Here is an 18,712-nt window from a genome sequence, read left to right on the forward strand (position 1 = left end):
ATGATGAAACAGGCACAATCCATGCAAAGAAAATATCGTATACGAAATCCGAATATCCCATTACTTGCATCCTCCGAGGCTTCTATGAAAAACCACGCTGTTGCCGTAGCCCTCCTCGCTGTAATGAGTACCTGTGCCCTCAACACCGCTATGGCCGACAAGCTCGATGACATCATCGACTCCGGCAAGCTGCGTTGTGCTGTGACGCTGGACTTCCCGCCGATGGGTTCGCGCGACGAGAAGAACACGCCAGTCGGATTTGACGTGGATTACTGCAACGATCTGGCGAAGGTGCTGGGCGTTACCGCAGAAGTCATTGAAACGCCCTTCCCGGACCGTATTCCGGCGCTGGTGTCCGGGCGTGCCGACGTAATCGTGGCGTCGACGTCCGACACGCTTGAACGCGCCAAAACCGTGGCCATGAGCATTCCGTATTTCGCGTTTCAAATGGTCGTGCTGACCCGCGACGACACCAAAATCGAAAAATTCGACGACCTCAAGGGCCGTCCGGTGGGTAACACCAGCGGCACATTTGAAGCCATTGCCCTGGAAAATGACGTGAAAAAATGGGGCACTGGCAGCTTCCGCGCCTACCAGACCCAAAACGACACCATCCTCGCCGTCGCTCAAGGCCATATCGACGCCTCGGTCGTGACCAACACTGTGGCGGCCGCCACCCTTAAATCGGGCAAATACAAAAACCTGAAAATTGCGGGCAATGCGCCATACACCATCGACTACGTTTCATTGGCCGCCAAGCGCAATGAATACGGCCTGATCCACTACCTGAACTTGTTCGTCAACCAGCAAGTGCGCTCGGGCCGTTACGCCGAGCTGTATGAAAAATGGGTGGGTGGCAAGCCAGTGGACCTGACCGTGCCGGGCGTCTACTACTGAGTTCGGTGCATAACCTGCCGGGCGTTTACTACTGCGTTCGGTGCATAACCTGTAGGAGCCAACTTGTTGGCGAGGCGATTAGGTGTTGTGCCCGATAGACCGTCTCGCGAACAAGTTCGCTCCTACAGAAAATGTGCTCGACGCTTTATTGCGACTTACCACAGGAGCCCACGATGTCTGAAGTTTCGTTGAACGGTCGCTGCCTGGTGGCCAGAACCATGGTTGTTGGATGTGACCGTGCCGGGCGTTTACTACTGAGTTCGATGCATAACCTGTAGGAGCCAACTTGTTGGCGAGGCGATTAGGTGCTGTGCCCGATAGACCCTCTCGCGAACAAGTTCGCTCCTACAGAAAATGTGCTCGACGCTTTATTGCGACTTACCACAGGAGCCCACGATGTCTGAAGTTTCGTTGAACGGTCGCTGTCTGGTGGCCAGAACCATGGTTGTTGGATGTGACCGTGCTGCGCGTCTACTACTGAGTTGAGAAACACTCAATTCCATCTGTAGGAGCAGGGCTTGTCCCGCGATCGACCGAGCACCGGGCGTTTATGCGGCGTTTGCCGCGCAACCTGTAGGAGCCAACTTGTTGGCGAGGCGATTAGGTGCTGTGCCCGATAGACCGTCACGCGAACAAGTTCGCTCCTACAGAAAATGTGCTCGACGCTTTATTGCGACTTACCACAGGAGCCCACGATGTCTGAAGTTTCGTTGAACGGTCGCTGTCTGGTGGCTGGGTTGGCGCAAGGTGAATTGCTGTATGCCGACATGGCCTTGAGTTTCTGGGGTGGCGTTGAGCCGTTCACCGGGGAAGTCATCGACCGTCATCACCCGCTGAGCGGGCAGATCATTAGCGGTCGTGTGTTGGCGATTCCCAGCGGCCGCGGTTCCTGCACCGGCAGCAGTGTGTTACTGGAGCTGATCCTCAACGGTCATGCCCCGGCGGCGCTGGTGTTCGAGCGGGTCGAAGACATCCTCACCCTCGGCGTGCTGGTGGCGGAGCAGATGTTCAATCAGTCGATCCCGGTCATCAGCCTGGGTGCCGAAGGCTTTGCCGCGTTGCGTGATGTGCATTACGTACGCGTTGAAAACGACCGATTGACCTGTTTCGACGCGCCCCCCTCACCTCTTGCACCCCGCGCACAACAGACCTTCAACATCAGCCACGCACACGTCACGCTCAGTGAAACAGACCAGGCGTTGCTCGACGGCACTCACGGTAAAGCCGCACAAGTGGCGATGGGCATCATCCTGCGCATGGCCGAGCTACAAGGCGCAACCCAATTGCTCGACATCACCCAGGCGCACATCGACGGCTGCATTTATACCGGCCCGGCAAGCCTGCGCTTCGCCCGACAATTGGTGGATTGGGACGCCCATGTGCGCGTGCCGACCACCCTCAATTCCATCTCGGTAGATAAGCGCCGCTGGCGCGAACTGGGCGTGGACCCGGCGCTCGGCGAACCTGCCAGCCAGCTCGGCGATGCCTACCTGCAAATGGGTGCGAAAGTCAGCTTCACCTGTGCGCCTTACTTGCTCGACAGCGCGCCTGAGTTCGGCGAACAGATCGTCTGGGCCGAATCCAACGCGGTGGTCTACGCCAACAGCGTGATTGGCGCACGCACGCTGAAATACCCGGATTACCTCGACATCTGCATCGCCCTCACTGGCCGCGCGCCGAAAATCGGTTGTCACCTGACGCAACAACGTCACGCAACCCTGCGCATCGAAGTGCCAACACTCGACGCCCTGGACGACAGTTTCTATCCGCTGTTGGGCTACCACGTCGGCCTGCTGTGCGGCGCGCAGATTCCGGTGATCTGCGGCCTGGAACACCAGGCGCCGACGCTGGACGACCTGAAAGCCTTTGGCGCGGCCTTCGCCACAACATCAGCCGCACCGATGTTTCACATTGCTGGCGTCACGCCCGAGGCCAGCAGCGCCGAAGTGGCCCTGGGCGCCATAGCACCCGGCAAAATCCTGCACATCCAACCCGAGGATCTACTGCACAGCTGGCGCGAGCTCAACAGCGCGCAAAGCCCAGACGTAGACGCTGTGACCTTAGGCAATCCGCATTTTTCCCTCAGCGAATGCGCGACCCTGGCGCAGCTCTGCGACGGCCAGCGCAAACATGAGTCCATCGCCATCGTCATCACCTGCGGCCGCGCCACGCTGGAGAAAGCCCAGGCAGCGGGCCATGTCGCAACGCTGCAACACTTCGGCGTGCAGTTTGTCACCGATACCTGCTGGTGCATGCTCGGTGAGCCAGTACTGCCGCCGACCGCCCGTAACCTGATGACTAACTCCGGCAAATATGCGCACTACGCGCCGGGCCTGGTGGGTCGTCGCGTGCATTTCGCCAGCCTCGCCGAATGCGTCGAAAGTGCCCGCACCGGCCAGGCCAGCGGTCGTTTGCCGGTGTGGTTGCAGGCGGCTCAACGAGCGGAGGTCGCCGCGTATGTTTGATTACAGCTTCCACTGGCGCGCCGCGTTCAAAGCCCTGCCGGACATGCTTGGCGGTGCGTTGGTAACGTTCGAAACCGCCGCCCTGTCGATGATCCTTGGGGTGATCATTGCCCTGTTTCTAACTTTTATGCGCCAGGGCAAGCACCGCGCATTCCGAGGCTTTGCCGCCACCTGGATTTCCATCGCGCGCAACACGCCTTCGCTGTTCCAGGTGTACATCCTGTATTTCGGGCTGGGATCGTTCGGCATTCATATCAGTTCGTGGGCCGCGCTGCTGGCCGGGATCACCATCAACAACGCAGGTTATCTGGCGGAAAACTTTCGCGGCGGGCTCAAGGCTGTGCCCGACACACAACTGCGCGCCGCCCGCTCATTGGGCATGAGCGCACCACAGGCGTATCGCCTGATCGTCATCCCGCAACTGCTGCGCATCGTCTTCTACCCGCTGACCAACCAGATGGTCTGGGCGGTGCTGATGACCTCGATGGGGGTGATCGTCGGCCTCAACAACGACCTGACCGGCGTCACTCAGGATTACAACGTCAAGACCTTCCGCACCTTCGAATTCTTTGCCATCGCGGCGGTGCTCTATTACCTGATTGCCAAGTTGATCGTGGCCGTGGCACGGCTGCTGTCCTGGCGCCTGTTCCGGTACTGAGGGGAAGACCATGTTCAACACCAGTTTTAGCTGGACCGACCTGCAGTTCATGCTTCAAGGCGCCTGGGTGACGATCCTGCTCACCGTCATTTCAATGTCGATCGGCACGCTGGCGGGGGTGATCTGCGGCATGCTTCGGGCCCTGTTCCCGCGCAGCACTGTGCCCCTTTCATGGCTGCTGGACGTATTTCGCAGCGTGCCGTTGTTGATCCAGTTCGTGCTGTTCAATGCCCTGAAAAGCATCGTTGGCCTGAACTGGAGCGCGTTTGCCGTGGCGTGCGTGGTGCTCGGTTTCTACGTCACCGCGTACTGCACGGAGATCGTGCGCAGCGGCGTGCTCTCGGTGCCGTTGACCCTGCGCCGTGCCAGCCGCTCGTTGGGCCTGAGTTACTGGCAGGACTTGCGCCAGATCGTCATGCCGATGGCCACGCGGGTGGCGTTCCCTGGCTGGATCAACCTGCTGCTCAGCGTCATGAAAGACACCGCGCTGGTGATGTGGATCGGCATCGTCGAACTGCTTCGCGCCTCGCAAACCATCGTCACACGCATTCAAGAACCGCTGCTGGTGCTGTGCATCGCAGGCCTCATTTACTACGTCATGAGCCTGGTGATCGCACGCCTGGGCGCCCGACTGGAAACAAGGTGGCAGGAAAATGATTGAGATCGACAACGTACACAAATCGTTTGGCGAGCTTGAGGTGATCAAGGGCGTGAGCCTGCAGGTCAACAAAGGCGAAGTGGTGTCGATCATCGGCGGCTCGGGCTCGGGCAAGTCGACGCTGCTGATGTGCATCAACGGCCTGGAGCCGATCAACAGTGGCAGCATCCGCGTCGACGGCACCCAAGTGCATGCCAAGGGCACCGATATCAACAAACTGCGGCAAAAAATCGGCATCGTTTTTCAGCAGTGGAACGCCTTCCCGCACCTGACCGTGCTGGAAAACGTGATGTTGGCACCGCGTACCGTGTTGGGCAAAAGCAAGGCCGAAGCCGAGGCGCTGGCAGTCAAGCAACTGACTCACGTGGGCCTGGCGGACAAGCTAAAGGTGTTTCCCGGCAAGCTATCGGGCGGGCAACAGCAGCGCATGGCGATTGCCCGTGCGCTGGCGATGTCGCCGGATTACATGCTGTTCGACGAGGCCACTTCGGCCCTCGATCCGCAATTGGTGGGCGAGGTGCTGGACACCATGCGCCTGCTGGCCGAGGACGGCATGACCATGATTCTGGTGACCCACGAAATCCGCTTCGCGCGCGATGTGTCGGACCGCGTGGCGTTTTTCCGCAACGGGCTGGTGCATGAGATCGGCACGCCGGAGCAGGTTATCGGCAACCCGCAGCGTCCGGAAACAGCAGACTTTCTGCGTTCGATCAATTAGGTAATGGGCACTGCACGATCTGCCCTATCGCGCAGCAAACACAGTCCACTGTAGGAGCGAATTTATTCGCGAATCGGTTTTCCGATCACGAATATCTGTTGGTTGTACCAACGTCTCGCGAATGAATTCGCTCCTACACAAACGTGTTCTTTCATTGGTTATGTGTTTTTGACAGGAGGGCTATCGGTCATGCGCTCATCGAAAGTGATTCATGTGGTCAGTTGCCACGCTGAAGGTGAAGTCGGCGATGTGATCGTCGGCGGCGTTGCACCACCACCCGGCGACACGATCTGGGAGCAATCGCGCTGGATCGAAAAAGACAACGTGCTGCGCAACTTCATGCTCAACGAACCGCGTGGCGGTGTGTTCCGTCACGTCAACCTGCTGGTGCCGCCAAAAAACCCAAAGGCGCACATGGGCTGGATCATCATGGAGCCCGCTGACGTGCCACCGATGTCCGGCTCCAACTCGCTGTGCGTGGCGACCGTGTTGCTCGACAGCGGCATCTTGCCGATGACCGAACCGCAAACCCGGCTGATTCTCGAAGCGCCGGGCGGTTTGATCGAGGCCATTGCGCACTGCCGTGACGGCAAGGTGCAAAGCGTCGAGGTACACAACCACCCTTCGTTCTCCGATCAACTGGATGTATGGATCGAGGTGCCGGGGCTGGGCTCGATCAAGATCGACACCGCGTATGGCGGCGACAGTTTTGCCATTGTCGATTCGGTGGGGTTGGGCTTCTCGCTGACCGCTGACGAGGCCAAGGATCTGGTAGAAACGGGGCTGAAGATCACCAAGGCGGCGAATGAACAATTGGGCTTCAACCACCCGACCAACAAGGATTGGAATCACATCTCGTTTTGCCAGATCGCTGCGCCGTTGAATTACGACGGCGGTGTGGCCAATGCGGCGAATGCGGTGGTGATTCGGCCCGGCAAGATTGATCGCTCGCCGTGTGGCACCGGCTGTTCGGCGCGCCTGGCGGTGTTACATGCCAAGGGGCAGTTGCAGGTCGGGGATCGATTCATCGGGCGCTCGATCATTGGCTCGGAGTTCCATTGCAAGATTCAACGTGAAACCGAGGTGGCGGGGCGCAAGGCGATTGTGCCAAGCCTGTCAGGCCGGGCGTGGATTACCGGCACACATCAACACATGCTCGACCCCAGTGACCCGTGGCCGGAAGGTTACAAATTGACCGATACCTGGCCGATTGGGTTGCCGTTGTAGCGCAGACCTGTGGAGCCAACTTGTTGGCGAGAAGAACGGCGCGGTTGTCGGGTTCGACGCATCGCGAACAAGTTCGGGCCTACAGGGCCTGGCCGCGCTCGCATCACTATCAGGCAGCAATACTTTTTCTTAACCGGGCAGTTTTTTGCCTTAACACAAACGTATACGAAATACCTTTATTCGAAATGGAGTGAATCATGAGCAAAACCGTAACCTGGAGCGGTGTCTTCCCTGCCGTCACCACTCAATTCAATGCCGACTTTTCCCTCAATCTGGAAGCGACCCATAAGGTGATTTCCAACCTGGTGCGCGACGGCGTGTCCGGTCTGGTGATTTGCGGCACGGTCGGGGAAAACACTTCGCTCAGCGTGGCCGAGAAGATCAGTCTGGTTGAAGTTGCCAAGGATGCGTCGGCCGGGCGTGTACCAGTAATTTCCGGGGTCGCTGAATTCACCAGTGCCAATGCCAGCGCGGTGGCCAAGGACGTCGAGAAAGCCGGGGCCGACGGGATCATGTTGATGCCGGCACTGGTGTATTCGTCCAAACCCTTCGAGACCGCCGCGCATTTTCGCACCGTGGCGGCCGCCACCGACCTGCCGATGATGGTGTACAACAACCCGCCGATTTACAAAAACGACGTGACGCCAGACATCCTGATTTCCCTGGCCGACTGCGACACCATCGTGTGTTTCAAGGATTCATCCGGCAACACCAACCGCTTCATCGACGTGCGCAACGAAGTCGGCGACCGCTTCGTGCTGTTCGCGGGCCTGGATGACGTGCTGGTGGAAAGCGTGGCGGTGGGGGCGGTGGGTTGGGTATCGGGCATGTCCAACGCCTTCCCAAAAGAGGGAGAAACCCTGTTCCGCCTGGCCAAAGCAGGTCGCTTCGCCGAGGCCATGGCGCTGTATGAGTGGTTCATGCCACTGCTGCACCTCGACGCCCGTCCGGATCTGGTGCAGTGCATCAAGCTGTGCGAAGCCATCATGGAACGCGGCAGCGCCCTCACCCGCCCGCCACGCCTGGCGCTGCCGGACAGTGATCGTGAGTACGTGGAAAAACTCATGAAAGCGGCATTGGCCAACCGCCCGGCGTTGCCGGAGGTTGGGTTGTAAGCAGACCTGACACGCAAAACAAAAAACCGCCCGGTCATTCAACCGGGCGGTTTTTTTGCTGAGCGGTGGTTTTAAAGCGACTTACTTACCGGTCCACTCTTTAACGCGATCCGGGTGCTTGGCAATCCAATCCTTGGCTGCAGCTTCAGGCTTGACGCCGTCCTGGATGGCGAGCATGACTTCGCCGATTTCATCCTTGGAACTCCATTGGAACTTCTTCAGGAAATCCACAACGTCCGGGGCTTTGGCAGCCAGTTCGGTGCTACCGATGCTGTCTACGGTTTCAGCCGCGCCATAAACGGCTTTAGGGTCTTCGAGGAACTTGAGCTTCCACTTGGCGAACATCCAGTGCGGCACCCAGCCGGTCACGGCAATGGATTCCTTCTTATTTTCAGCGCGTGTCAGTTCGGCAATCATGCCAGCGCCGGAACTCGCTTGAAGTTTGTAACCGTCAAGACCGTAATCCTTGATCGCCTGCTCAGTCTTGATCATCACGCCTGAACCTGCGTCGATGCCAACGATCCTTTTCTTGAAGGACTCATCGGTCTTCAAGTCAGCAACAGAGTTGGCTGTCACGTACTCGGGCACGATCAAACCGATTTTTGCGTCTTTAAAGTTAGGGCCGTAGTCGACAACCTTGTCTTTGTTCTTGGCCCAGTATTCGCCATGAGTCGCTGGCAGCCAGGCCGATAACATCATGTCCAGTTTGCCGGTGGCAACGCCTTGCCACATGATCCCGGCTGCAACGGCTTGCAGTTTCACCGGATAGCCCAGCTTCTCTTTGATCAATTCAGCGGCCACGTTGGTGGTCGCAACACTGTCGGACCAGCCGTCAACATAGCCAATACTCAGCTCCGGCTTGGTAGCGGCAAGGGCCAGCGTGGAACTGATGGCAAGCGCCAGAGCGGCACCTGCACCCAGGATTTTTCGCATCTTCATCTTTAGTTCCCCGGTAGTTCTGAACCCGAATGTCGTCGGGCATCGTTAACGTTTTTTTTAAGACGGCGACCTGCGCCCGAATTTGGCGCGTCGCGCGCCTTTAACGCTTCAACTGCTTGCCCGTGCGATGGGTTTCATCGCGCTGACGCCTTGATCATCAACCCGCACCGCCCCACCGCCTTTCCTGCCAGCGACACTGAACCATCGGGAAACGACATCACAGAGCCATCAACGACAGACAGGTCGTAAAAAGAGCGAAGTCCGAACGAAAATTGCATGGAAAATCAAAATCACCCGAATACGCCGCGCCCTAAAGACTTTTCATGAGCGCGGGTTGAACCTGCGCCTGTGTAACCGAGTGTGCCCGACGACCGCTCATTGTGTTACCGCATGATGAGTCTGCGGGCCTCAGACGGGTAACACGGAAACAAAAAATCATCTCGTGCCCTGCTGAAAATCTTGCAAAGACAGTAAACCATTGATTTTAAACACAATAAAAAAGTTGGCACGCTGCCTGCTATATCTTCTGCATAACAAGAATAAAAAGTGGTAAACCAATAAAAACAAAATGAATCGGCTCTGACATAACAAGAACAACGGCACAGAGACGCAGCTAACAGATTTTTTTGGAGTGGATGTGCTTTACCGGGGGTTGACCCGGCAACCGTAGAGAGAACAATAAAACTACCTTCAGGTAGCGCCAAAACAGGTTGGATCCCTCGTTCATAACGAAGGGCATCAAAGCAAGTCAGCGCTCAAAAAAATACGTTTGCTCTTGTATCCCGTATGGGGATCACCAAAAAGCAGTAAAGGGATTGGCCGCCAAAAACAATAACAGGCCGCCCTAAAATAATAAAAAAAGAGCATATGCAACGATTTGAAGGGGAGCCTCGGCTCCCCTTCATGCTGTCTGGGGGTTGGTTTCTACGAACAGTCCTACCACCGCCAGCCCAGACTGGCGCGCACCTGACACATCCACTACAGCGCATGATCTGTCCAACGCCGACCCACCGCGTGGGGGACGTCAGCCCGTAACGCGTCCTCTGTCAGACTGCCAGCCAGAGGCTACGCGAAGAAAAATGCGAAGTCGGACAAGTTTTAAAGCACACACCTGCATGTCAAACGCCCCAGAACGTGTATTGTCCCAAGCGGTTGGCATAGCTGACGTGCCAATGCGGCACTTTGGCACCACTCCCGTGTCATAGCCTGCGGTACCTCAACAGCACTTCTTTCCCAAGGGATTTAGTCATGCTTCGTTTTCTACGCTTCGCCGCCGTGATTGGCAGCCTCTTTTTGAGTGCGTCCGTGATGGCAGTCGATGTCGACCCATCCAGTTATGGCTTTCCTTTGACCAACCCGTTCGAAGCGACTATCGCCACAACCCCGCCGGAACTGCGCAGCAAACTGCCAGATGACGCAGACATCGATCAGGACGATTACAGCCTTAACCTGCGCCCGGAACGCGAGTTCACATTGCCCGACAACTTCTGGGCGGTGAAAAAGTTGCGCTACCGGCTGGCGAAACAGGATCACCCTGCACCACTGATCTTTCTGATCGCAGGCACGGGTGCGCCGTACAACAGCACGCTCAATGAATTCTTGAAAAAACTGTATTACGGCGCGGGCTACCATGTCGTGCAGTTGTCGTCGCCGACCAGCTATGACTTCATGAGCTCGGCCTCACGATTTGCCACACCTGGCGTGACCGAGGACGACGCCGAAGACCTGTATCGCGTCATGCAAGCCGTTCGTGCCCAACAAACCAAGCTGCAGATTACCGACTATTACCTGACCGGCTACAGCCTCGGTGCGCTCGACGCCGCCTTCGTCAGTCATCTGGACGAAACCCGCCGCAGTTTCAATTTCAAACGCGTGCTGCTGATCAACCCGCCGGTCAACTTGTACACCTCGATCACCAACCTGGACAAGCTGGTTCAGACCGAGGTCAAGGGCATCAATAACAGCACCACCTTTTATGAACTGGTGTTGGCCAAGCTGACCCGTTACTTCCGCCAGAAAGGCTACATTGACCTCAACGACGCGCTGCTTTACGACTTCCAACAGTCCAAACAGCACCTGTCGAACGAGCAAATGGCAATGCTGATCGGCACCTCGTTTCGCTTCTCGGTGGCGGACATCTCGTTCACCTCAGACTTGATCAACCGTCGTGGCCTGATCACACCGCCCAAGACGCCGATCACCGAAGGCACCAGCCTGACCCCCTTCCTCAAGCGCGCCCTGCAATGCGATTTCGATTGCTACGTGACTGAGCAAGTGATCCCCATGTGGCGTGCGCGCACCGACGGCGGCAGCCTGCTGCAATTGGTCGATCAAGTGAGTCTCTACGCACTGAAGGACTACTTGAGCACCAGCAAAAAAATTGCGGTCATGCACAACGCCGATGACGTGATCCTTGGCCCTGGCGATCTCGGTTTTCTGCGCAAGACTTTTGGCGACCGCCTGACCGTTTATCCGTATGGCGGCCATTGCGGCAACCTCAACTACCGCGTCAACTCCGACGCCATGCTGGAGTTTTTCCGTGGCTAAACGTCTATTGTTCATCGCGGCCCTGCTGTGCGCAGGCGTGGCTCACGCGGCCGACGCGCCGATTGTTTCCAAGGCGACGCCAGTGAGTCGGGTCGACAGCCCAGATGGGTTTACCGAACCCTTGAAGTCGCTCAAATTCAACCCAGGCCTGGATCAACGCGAATTCGAACGTTCCACGCTCAACGCACTCAATGTGTACGACCCGTTGGAGTCCTGGAACCGCAGGGTGTACCACTTCAACTATCGCTTCGATGAGTGGGTATTTCTGCCGGTGGTCAACGGTTATAAATACGTGACTCCAAGCTTCTTGCGCAGTGGTGTCAGCAATTTCTTCAGCAACCTGGGTGACGTACCCAATCTGTTGAACAGCCTGCTGCAGTTCAAAGGCAAACGCTCGATGGAAACCACCGGACGGCTGCTGGTCAACACCACCTTGGGCATCGCAGGCCTGTGGGACCCGGCGACCAGGATGGGCCTGCCGCGCCAGAACGAAGACTTTGGCCAGACACTGGGCTTTTACGGGGTGCCGGCCGGTCCGTACTTTGTGCTACCGATCCTTGGGCCGTCTAACTTCCGTGACACCGGCGGCCTGCTGTTCGACTTCACCGCAGAATCGCAGATCAACTTCCTGAACGTGTCACAGGTCAGCGAAGACCACCCGGAAATCTACCTGCTGCGGGCGATTGATCGCCGCTACAGCACCAGCTTCCGTTACGGCCAGATGAACTCGCCGTTCGAGTACGAGAAGGTGCGTTACGTGTACACCGAAGCGCGCAAGTTGCAGGTCGCCGAGTAACGAGATCGCTTCAAAGAGAACGGCCAACCGAGGCAACTCGGTTGGCCTTTTTTGTGCCTGCGGCGAGGCGACCAACGCGGCGTGCCTACAGTGCGTTCTGGCCCTGAACTGCGCCCCAAATGTTGGATACCCATCCAACCACCGGGCGTTTATTACTGAGTTCGGTGCATAACCTGTAGGAGCCAACTTGTTGGCGAGAGGAGTTGTGCGGCGTCTCAGACATGACGCCTCGCGAATAAGTTGGCTCCTGCAATCAATCGTGCGCGGGAAGTCATCGAATACATCGATCAATATCTAGCAAAAAACCCACCCATCGATCATCTGAACAGGCATAGCATAGCCACTATTCTCACCTGTTCAGGAGTTGTCTTCCCATGACTCAACTACGCAAAGTACTGTCGATCCAGGCCGGCCAACCGACGTCCGACGGTGCCGGCGTGCAACTGACCCGCGTGTTCGGCGGCCCTGGCGTCGAACAGTTCGATCCGTTTCTGATGCTTGATGAGTTCGGCTCCGACAAGCCCGACGACTACATTGCGGGCTTCCCACCGCATCCGCACCGCGGCTTTGAAACGGTGACCTACATGCTCGAAGGCCGTATGCGCCACGAAGACCACATGGGCAATGTTGGCCTGCTACAAGGCGGCGGTGTGCAATGGATGACCGCCGCGCGCGGCGTGATCCACAGTGAGATGCCCGAGCAGGAAGAAGGCACGATGCGTGGCTTCCAGCTCTGGTTGAACCTGCCGGGCAAGTCGAAGTTGAGCGACGCCAGTTACGAAGACATTCAGCCGGAACGCATCCCGCGCCTGACGACTCAAGCAGGCGTCGAGGTGGTCGTGATTGCCGGCCAGTTCGACGACGGCCAGGTGCAACAAGCCGGTGCGGTGCAGCGACCAGACACCGAGCCGCAGTATTTTGATTTCCACATGCCGGCGGGCAGCGCGATCAGTCCGATAGTGCCGCAGGGCCATTGTGTATTGCTGTACGTGTATGAAGGCGAGCTGGAAGTGGTTGGTCAGCCGCAAAGAGTGGGCACACGTCGTCTGGCGCGATTGTCGGAAAGCGGCGAGCTGCAACTGCGCAGTGAGTCTGGCGCCAGCGTCCTGCTGATCGCTGGCAAGCCGTTACGTGAGCCAATCGTGCAATACGGCCCGTTCGTCATGAATACCCGCGAAGAAATCGAGCAGGCGCTGCGGGATTTTCGGGATGACCGGTTGACAGCTTGATGCGGACAGTCCTGCTTCTGCCCAAGGCGCAAGCGGACCGGTATCAGCCATAAAAACGAGGCTGTCTCAAGCAATCACTCCAACCTTAAAAACCGCAGCAACTCATCCTTCTGGGCCATCGCATCGCGTCGGCCCAACTCGATCAGTTCGCTGCAATAGCCCGCTTCAAACAGCAAATAACTCAGCACCCCTGCGCCACTGGTCTTGGTCGCACCCGGTCCGCGCAAAAACATGCGCAGCGCCAAGGGCAATTCATGGCGATGGCGAGCGGCGATTTCATCTATCGGCTGGCTCGGCGAAATCACCAACACCTCAACCGGCGCCAGTGATTGCGCAGGCGTCGGTTGTTCGGATGCTTGCGGCGAGGGCTGACGATGTTGAAGGGGTAACAAACGGCTTAGCAGGTTCAGTCGTTCAAGCAACTCAATGTCGCTCTCAAGGCTGTCGATGAACGTGCTGTTGAGCAGGTGTCCGCTGATTTGCGCCAGGCTCGGCTGCACGCCGCTGACCGCTCGGTGAACGGGCACATTGGCGTTCACGCCACGCGGGTTGCCGCTGACGCCGACCACCAGCACACGGTTCGCCCCCAAGTGCAGCGCCGGGCTGATGGGCGCCGACTGCCGCACCGCGCCGTCACCGAAATATTCCTGATCGAGCTTCACCGGCGCAAACAACAGCGGAATCGCCGAACTGGCCAGCAAATGGTCGACCGTCAACTGTGTGGGCACACCCACTCGCCGATGCCGCAACCAGGACTCGATGGCGCCGCCGCTTTGATAAAACGTCACCGCCTGCCCCGACTCGTAACCGAAGGCGGTCACTGCAACGGCATGCAGGTGCTTCGCGGCAATGGCTTCGTCAATCCCTGACAGATCAAGGCGCTGGTCCAACAAATCACGCAGGGGCGAGCTGTTGAGCAGGGCCACGGGCACCTGACCACCGCCAATACCCAGCAGGCTTCGACCTAAAAACCGTGCTGCCTGACGAACGACCCCGGACCAATCGCTGCGCAGCACCTGATGACTGCGAAAGCCCTGCCAGAAGTCTGTCAGTTCGTGGATCGCGGTACGAAATTGCGCCGCACCGCTGGCGAGCTTGACTGCGTTGATGGCCCCCGCCGAGGTGCCGACAATGACCGGAAACGGGTTTTTCGCCCCGACCGGCAACAGGTCGGCAATGCCTGCCAGCACACCCACCTGATAGGCCGCGCGAGCGCCACCGCCAGACAAAATCAACCCGGTCACGGACTCTACGGCACGCTCAGGCGCAGTCGCAGTCGCGTTGACAACAGGTTGCTCGGTCGCGCGGGTTGACATGTAGGAAGAACTCGATGATTCAGCCACGTTTTTTATAGAGTTTCGGCTCGCCAGGCGGCCTGCTTTTGAAGCGCCGATGCGCCCACAGATATTGCGCGGGGCACGCGGTGACAGCGCGTTCCACCCACTGATTGATGCGCAGGCAATCGGCTTCGTCGCTTTCGCCGGGGAAATCCTGCAGTGGAGGATGAACCACCAACCGATAACCACTGCCGTCGGCCAGACGCTCCTGAGTGAATGGCACCACCAACGCGCGGCCTAGTCTGGCGAACTTGCTGGTTGCGGTCACGGTGGCCGCCTGGATGCCAAACAGTGGCACAAACACGCTCTGCTTGGCGCCATAGTCTTGATCTGGCGCGTACCAGATTCCGCGTCCGGCGCGCAGCAACTTGAGCATGCCGCGCACATCCTCACGCTCGACCGCGAGCGAATCAAGGTTATGCCGCTCGCGGCCACGACGCTGAATGAAGTCAAAAAGAGGATTTTTGTGTTCGCGGTACATGCCGTCGATGGTGTGCTGCTGGCCGAGCAGTGCGGCACCGATTTCCAGGGTCGTAAAGTGCAACGCCATGAGGATCACGCCCTGCCCGTTCTCATGTGCCTGCTTGAGGTGTTCGATACCCTCAATGTGCGCCAGACGCGCCAGACGCTCCCTGGACCACCACCAACTCATGGCCATTTCGAAAAAGGCGATCCCGGTGGAAGCGAAATTCTCCTTGAGCAGCCGTTTGCGCTCAGCCTTCGACCACTGCGGGAAACACAACTCAAGATTGCGCGCGGCGATCACTCGGCGATCAGTGGCGAAACGGTACATCAGTGCGCCAATAAAGCGGCCCAAAGCCAGCAATACACGAAACGGCAATTGAACGGTCAGCCAGAGCAGGCCCAGCCCGAGCCAGAGTGGCCAGAACCGCGGGTGAAGAAAATAAGCTCGAAAACGCGGGCGATCCATTACAGCTTCCGTCAAGACAAAGGCGGGCATTCTACATCGTTCTCGCCCATCGGTTGCGCTTGATCAGTGGTGGCTCGCTTGCGACTCGCGGGCGTTCTCGCTATAAGTCTCGGCACTTTTAGCGACAAGCCGCTGTATGACGACATGAGCCAAATCGAATCGCAAGACCAGGATCACGTGTTCCAGCTCAAGGGCAGTATGCTCGCCATCACGGTGCTTGAGCTGGCGCGCAACAATCTCCAAGCGCTGGACCGCCAGTTGGCGGCAAAAGTCGCGCAGGCGCCGAACTTCTTCAGCAATACCCCGCTGGTGTTGGCCCTGGACAAACTGCCCGCCAACGAAGGTGCTGTCGATCTGCCGGCCCTGATGCGGGTTTGTCGCCAGCACGGCTTGCGCACATTGGCCATTCGCGCCAACCGCATCGAAGACATCGCCGCCGCCATCGCCATTGATTTGCCAGTACTGCCGCCATCAGGCGCACGCGAACGTGCCCTCGATCCGACAGAAGGCGAAGTGAAGAAAAAACCGGTCATTATCGAAAAGCCGCCAGAGCCGTTGATCAAGCCAACCAAGATCATTACCGCGCCGGTGCGCGGTGGGCAGCAGATTTACGCGCAGGGCTCTGACCTGGTGGTGATTTCCTCAGTCAGTCCGGGCGCGGAACTTCTCGCCGATGGCAACATCCATGTGTATGGCCCCATGCGGGGTCGGGCACTGGCGGGTATCAAAGGCGATACCAAAGCGCGGATTTTCTGCCAGCAAATGGTTGCCGAACTGGTTTCCATCGCCGGGCGATACAAGGTTTCCGAAGATTTGCGCAGAGATCCTCTGTGGGGCACCGGGGTACAGATCAGTCTGTCCGGCGATGTGTTGAACATCACCCGTCTTTAACGGATACTGCGCCATTTTCAAAGCCACTCTGATTCGTCGCGAAAACGATGCGAAGGGAAAGGAAATCCGGGAAATTCAGTTGTTTTCTCGAACCATGAGCCTGTCATGGGTTCTCTTCTCCGTCATTGCTTGAGTACCGTTGCGTCACGAGGGGTTCTTCAGGGATCTGGGTTCGTTTGAAACATCGGCGAGCGACTGTCAGCCTGCTTTTAACGCAGCCTGACCGAGCGCAGCCACTTTTCGGACGAAGCCTATCTGTCCTTTTCCTCTAGGGGTTATACACCTTGGCCAAGATTCTCGTGGTTACATCCGGCAAGGGTGGTGTGGGCAAGACCACCACCAGCGCCGCAATCGGTACCGGCCTCGCTTTGCGCGGTCACAAAACAGTCATCGTCGACTTCGACGTCGGTCTGCGTAACCTCGACCTGATCATGGGTTGTGAACGCCGCGTCGTGTACGACTTCGTTAACGTGGTTAACGGCGAAGCCAACCTGCAACAAGCCCTGATCAAAGACAAAAAGATCGAAGGCCTGTACGTGCTGGCGGCCAGCCAGACCCGTGACAAAGACGCGCTGACCAAAGAAGGCGTCGAAAAAGTCCTGATGGAACTCAAGGAAACCTTCGAGTACGTCGTCTGCGATTCCCCGGCCGGTATCGAGACAGGCGCTCATCTGGCGATGTATTTCGCCGACGAAGCAATCGTCGTGACCAACCCGGAAGTGTCTTCGGTGCGAGACTCTGATCGCATGCTGGGTCTGCTGGCCAGCAAGTCTCGTCGCGCCGAACGTGGCGAAGAGCCAATCAAGGAACACCTGCTGCTGACCCGCTACAACCCTGAGCGCGTGAGCAAGGGCGAGATGCTGGGCGTCGAAGACGTCAAGGAAATCCTCGCGGTAACGCTGCTGGGCGTGATTCCCGAATCCCAGGCGGTGCTCAAGGCTTCCAACCAGGGCGTGCCGGTGATCCTCGACGATCAAAGCGACGCAGGCCAGGCCTATAGCGATGCCGTTGATCGGCTGTTGGGCAAAGAAAAAGAGCATCGTTTCCTGGACGTACAGAAAAAGGGATTTTTCGAACGTCTGTTCGGGGGTAATTAATGAATATTTTTGACTTCTTTCGTGCCAATAAAAAGGTAAATACCGCGTCGGTCGCGAAAGAGCGTCTACAGATCATCGTGGCGCACGAACGCGGCCAACGCAGCACCCCGGATTACCTGCCAGCGCTGCAAAAAGAGCTGGTTGAAGTGATCCGTAAATACGTCAACATCGAGAATGATCAAGTGCATGTCGCCCTGGAAAACCAAGGCAGCTGTTCGATTCTTGAGCTCAACATCACCCTGCCAGATCGTTGATCCGGCGCTCGCCTACGGCGGTATCCAATGTCGCTCTGCCCGGAGTAACGTTGGATGCCGCCGTTGGCGTTTCTAGCGTTCCGCTGCTTTGAGGCCGTTACATGCCGTTGTCGAACATCCGCATCATTCATCAGGACGAAGCCGTTCTGGTGGTCGACAAACCTACCCTGCTGCTGTCTGTCCCCGGTCGTGCCGATGACAACAAAGACTGCCTGATCACCCGCCTGCAGGAAAACGGTTACCCCGAAGCGCGCATCGTTCATCGGCTGGACTGGGAAACGTCGGGCATCATTCTGCTGGCACGCGATCCTGATACCCATCGCGAGCTGTCGCGGCAGTTTCATGATCGCGAGACTGAAAAGGCCTACACCGCGCTGTGCTGGGGCCAACCGCTGCTGGACAGTGGCAGCATTGATCTGCCGTTGCGTTACGATCCGCCGACCAAACCTAGACACGTGGTCGATCATGAGTTTGGCAAGCACGCGCTGACCTTCTGGAAAGTGTTGGAGCGCTATGACACCCATTGCCGCGTTGAGCTGACTCCGATTACCGGGCGCTCGCATCAGTTGCGCGTGCATATGTTGTCGATTGGCCACCCATTGCTGGGTGATGGGTTGTATGCGCATCCCCAGGCATTGGCGGCGTATGGCCGGCTGTGCCTGCATGCGAGCATGTTGAGCTTCACCCATCCGGTTTCGGGCGAGCGGTTGCGATTTGAGTGTCCTGCGCTGTTTTGAGGGTGGGTGAGGTTTTTTGTGTTGGTAGTGGGATTGTGTGTATATCCGTTATTTCGGGTGATGCTGATATGGGTTCCGCTCTTACAGCGGGTCACATTTCAGGCACTGGGATCGTGTGTATATCCGTTATCTCGGGTGGCGCTGATATGGGTTCCGCTCTTACAGCGGGTCACTTTTTTCAAGAGCCAAAAAAGTAACCAAAAAGGCCCTGCTCCC

General features: G+C 57.8%; 17 protein-coding genes. 14 read left to right on the plus strand and 3 right to left on the minus strand.

The window, feature by feature from the left end; genetic code table 11:
- The first annotated feature begins 84 nt into the window (after positions 1-84).
- From VGC62_RS16520 to VGC62_RS16550, 7 genes are all read left to right on the plus strand, one after another.
- Complete coding sequence (locus tag VGC62_RS16520; RefSeq protein ID WP_414705814.1) at positions 85-897, plus strand: transporter substrate-binding domain-containing protein; 813 nt, start codon at positions 85-87, stop codon at positions 895-897.
- A gap of 695 nt (positions 898-1,592) precedes the next feature.
- Positions 1,593-3,362, plus strand: coding sequence for an aconitase family protein (locus tag VGC62_RS16525; RefSeq protein ID WP_331188155.1), 1,770 nt, complete (start codon positions 1,593-1,595; stop codon positions 3,360-3,362).
- Complete coding sequence (locus tag VGC62_RS16530; RefSeq protein ID WP_331188156.1) at positions 3,355-4,020, plus strand: amino acid ABC transporter permease; 666 nt, start codon at positions 3,355-3,357, stop codon at positions 4,018-4,020. Before VGC62_RS16525 ends, VGC62_RS16530 begins: the two co-directional genes overlap by 8 nt.
- A gap of 10 nt (positions 4,021-4,030) precedes the next feature.
- Entirely contained in the window at positions 4,031-4,681 is a 651-nt protein-coding gene (locus VGC62_RS16535; RefSeq protein WP_331188157.1) for an amino acid ABC transporter permease, read from the plus strand.
- The gene (locus VGC62_RS16540) at positions 4,674-5,396 is read left to right on the plus strand and encodes an amino acid ABC transporter ATP-binding protein (RefSeq protein WP_331188158.1); all 723 of its coding nucleotides are present in this window, start codon (positions 4,674-4,676) and stop codon (positions 5,394-5,396) included. The genes VGC62_RS16535 and VGC62_RS16540 overlap by 8 nt, the downstream gene beginning before the upstream one ends.
- Positions 5,397-5,585: 189 nt before the next feature.
- Positions 5,586-6,623 (plus strand): trans-3-hydroxy-L-proline dehydratase, encoded by a 1,038-nt coding sequence (locus VGC62_RS16545; RefSeq protein WP_331188159.1) that lies wholly within the window; start codon positions 5,586-5,588, stop codon positions 6,621-6,623.
- Between the two features lie 197 nt (positions 6,624-6,820).
- Positions 6,821-7,738: a dihydrodipicolinate synthase family protein gene (locus VGC62_RS16550; RefSeq protein WP_331188160.1), complete on the plus strand. Its 918-nt coding sequence runs from the start codon at positions 6,821-6,823 to the stop codon at positions 7,736-7,738.
- Between the two features lie 81 nt (positions 7,739-7,819).
- Here the strand turns inward: VGC62_RS16550 and VGC62_RS16555 are convergent, their stop codons facing one another.
- A complete protein-coding gene (locus tag VGC62_RS16555; protein ID WP_331188161.1) occupies positions 7,820-8,677 on the minus strand; it encodes a glycine betaine ABC transporter substrate-binding protein in 858 nt (285 codons plus the stop codon).
- A 1,248-nt stretch (positions 8,678-9,925) separates the two neighbouring features.
- Between VGC62_RS16555 and VGC62_RS16560 the strand changes: the two genes are divergently transcribed.
- The 3 genes from VGC62_RS16560 (at position 9,926) to VGC62_RS16570 (ending at position 13,249) form a co-directional block, all read left to right on the plus strand.
- Positions 9,926-11,224, plus strand: coding sequence for a serine/threonine protein kinase (locus tag VGC62_RS16560; protein ID WP_331188162.1), 1,299 nt, complete (start codon positions 9,926-9,928; stop codon positions 11,222-11,224).
- Between the two features lie 61 nt (positions 11,225-11,285).
- Complete coding sequence (locus tag VGC62_RS16565; protein WP_414705815.1) at positions 11,286-12,020, plus strand: MlaA family lipoprotein; 735 nt, start codon at positions 11,286-11,288, stop codon at positions 12,018-12,020.
- Between the two features lie 374 nt (positions 12,021-12,394).
- Positions 12,395-13,249, plus strand: a complete 855-nt coding sequence (locus tag VGC62_RS16570; protein ID WP_331188164.1) for a pirin family protein — start codon at positions 12,395-12,397, stop codon at positions 13,247-13,249.
- Positions 13,250-13,323: 74 nt separating this feature from the next.
- On the opposite strand, the gene VGC62_RS16575 is transcribed toward VGC62_RS16570, so the two are convergent.
- Both VGC62_RS16575 and VGC62_RS16580 read right to left on the minus strand, forming a co-directional pair.
- The gene (locus VGC62_RS16575; protein ID WP_331188165.1) at positions 13,324-14,565 is read right to left on the minus strand and encodes a patatin-like phospholipase family protein; all 1,242 of its coding nucleotides are present in this window, start codon (positions 14,563-14,565) and stop codon (positions 13,324-13,326) included.
- A 19-nt stretch (positions 14,566-14,584) separates the two neighbouring features.
- On the minus strand, positions 14,585-15,517 hold the full coding sequence (locus VGC62_RS16580) for a lipid A biosynthesis lauroyl acyltransferase (protein ID WP_331188166.1): 933 nt from the start codon (positions 15,515-15,517) through the stop codon (positions 14,585-14,587).
- 144 nt (positions 15,518-15,661) lie between these two features.
- Between VGC62_RS16580 and minC the strand changes: the two genes are divergently transcribed.
- From minC to VGC62_RS16600, 4 genes are all read left to right on the plus strand, one after another.
- Positions 15,662-16,408 carry a septum site-determining protein MinC gene (gene minC, locus VGC62_RS16585; protein WP_331188167.1) on the plus strand — a complete coding sequence of 249 codons (747 nt, stop codon included), beginning with the start codon at positions 15,662-15,664 and terminating at the stop codon, positions 16,406-16,408.
- A gap of 284 nt (positions 16,409-16,692) precedes the next feature.
- Complete coding sequence (minD, locus tag VGC62_RS16590; RefSeq protein WP_331188168.1) at positions 16,693-17,505, plus strand: septum site-determining protein MinD; 813 nt, start codon at positions 16,693-16,695, stop codon at positions 17,503-17,505.
- A complete protein-coding gene (gene minE / locus VGC62_RS16595) occupies positions 17,505-17,759 on the plus strand; it encodes a cell division topological specificity factor MinE (RefSeq protein ID WP_331188169.1) in 255 nt (84 codons plus the stop codon). The genes minD and minE overlap by 1 nt, the downstream gene beginning before the upstream one ends.
- A gap of 101 nt (positions 17,760-17,860) precedes the next feature.
- Positions 17,861-18,496, plus strand: coding sequence for an RluA family pseudouridine synthase (locus VGC62_RS16600; RefSeq protein WP_331188170.1), 636 nt, complete (start codon positions 17,861-17,863; stop codon positions 18,494-18,496).
- The last annotated feature ends 216 nt before the right edge of the window (positions 18,497-18,712 follow it).

Source organism: Pseudomonas sp. (genome assembly GCF_036404235.1).
In the GTDB taxonomy this organism is placed as follows: domain Bacteria; phylum Pseudomonadota; class Gammaproteobacteria; order Pseudomonadales; family Pseudomonadaceae; genus Aquipseudomonas.

Excerpts from the sequence above, each read along its gene's own strand:
- VGC62_RS16520 (WP_414705814.1), top strand. The coding sequence starts at position 85 with ATGAAAAACCACGCTGTTGCCGTAGCCCTCCTCGCTGTAATGAGTACC.
- VGC62_RS16525 (WP_331188155.1), top strand. The coding sequence starts at position 1,593 with ATGTCTGAAGTTTCGTTGAACGGTCGCTGTCTGGTGGCTGGGTTGGCG.
- VGC62_RS16530 (WP_331188156.1), top strand. The coding sequence starts at position 3,355 with ATGTTTGATTACAGCTTCCACTGGCGCGCCGCGTTCAAAGCCCTGCCG.
- VGC62_RS16535 (WP_331188157.1), top strand. The coding sequence starts at position 4,031 with ATGTTCAACACCAGTTTTAGCTGGACCGACCTGCAGTTCATGCTTCAA.
- VGC62_RS16540 (WP_331188158.1), top strand. The coding sequence starts at position 4,674 with ATGATTGAGATCGACAACGTACACAAATCGTTTGGCGAGCTTGAGGTG.
- VGC62_RS16545 (WP_331188159.1), top strand. The coding sequence starts at position 5,586 with ATGCGCTCATCGAAAGTGATTCATGTGGTCAGTTGCCACGCTGAAGGT.
- VGC62_RS16550 (WP_331188160.1), top strand. The coding sequence starts at position 6,821 with ATGAGCAAAACCGTAACCTGGAGCGGTGTCTTCCCTGCCGTCACCACT.
- VGC62_RS16555 (WP_331188161.1), bottom strand. The coding sequence starts at position 8,677 with ATGAAGATGCGAAAAATCCTGGGTGCAGGTGCCGCTCTGGCGCTTGCC.
- VGC62_RS16560 (WP_331188162.1), top strand. The coding sequence starts at position 9,926 with ATGCTTCGTTTTCTACGCTTCGCCGCCGTGATTGGCAGCCTCTTTTTG.
- VGC62_RS16570 (WP_331188164.1), top strand. The coding sequence starts at position 12,395 with ATGACTCAACTACGCAAAGTACTGTCGATCCAGGCCGGCCAACCGACG.
- VGC62_RS16575 (WP_331188165.1), bottom strand. The coding sequence starts at position 14,565 with ATGTCAACCCGCGCGACCGAGCAACCTGTTGTCAACGCGACTGCGACT.
- VGC62_RS16580 (WP_331188166.1), bottom strand. The coding sequence starts at position 15,517 with ATGGATCGCCCGCGTTTTCGAGCTTATTTTCTTCACCCGCGGTTCTGG.
- minC (WP_331188167.1), top strand. The coding sequence starts at position 15,662 with ATGAGCCAAATCGAATCGCAAGACCAGGATCACGTGTTCCAGCTCAAG.
- minE (WP_331188169.1), top strand. The coding sequence starts at position 17,505 with ATGAATATTTTTGACTTCTTTCGTGCCAATAAAAAGGTAAATACCGCG.
- VGC62_RS16600 (WP_331188170.1), top strand. The coding sequence starts at position 17,861 with ATGCCGTTGTCGAACATCCGCATCATTCATCAGGACGAAGCCGTTCTG.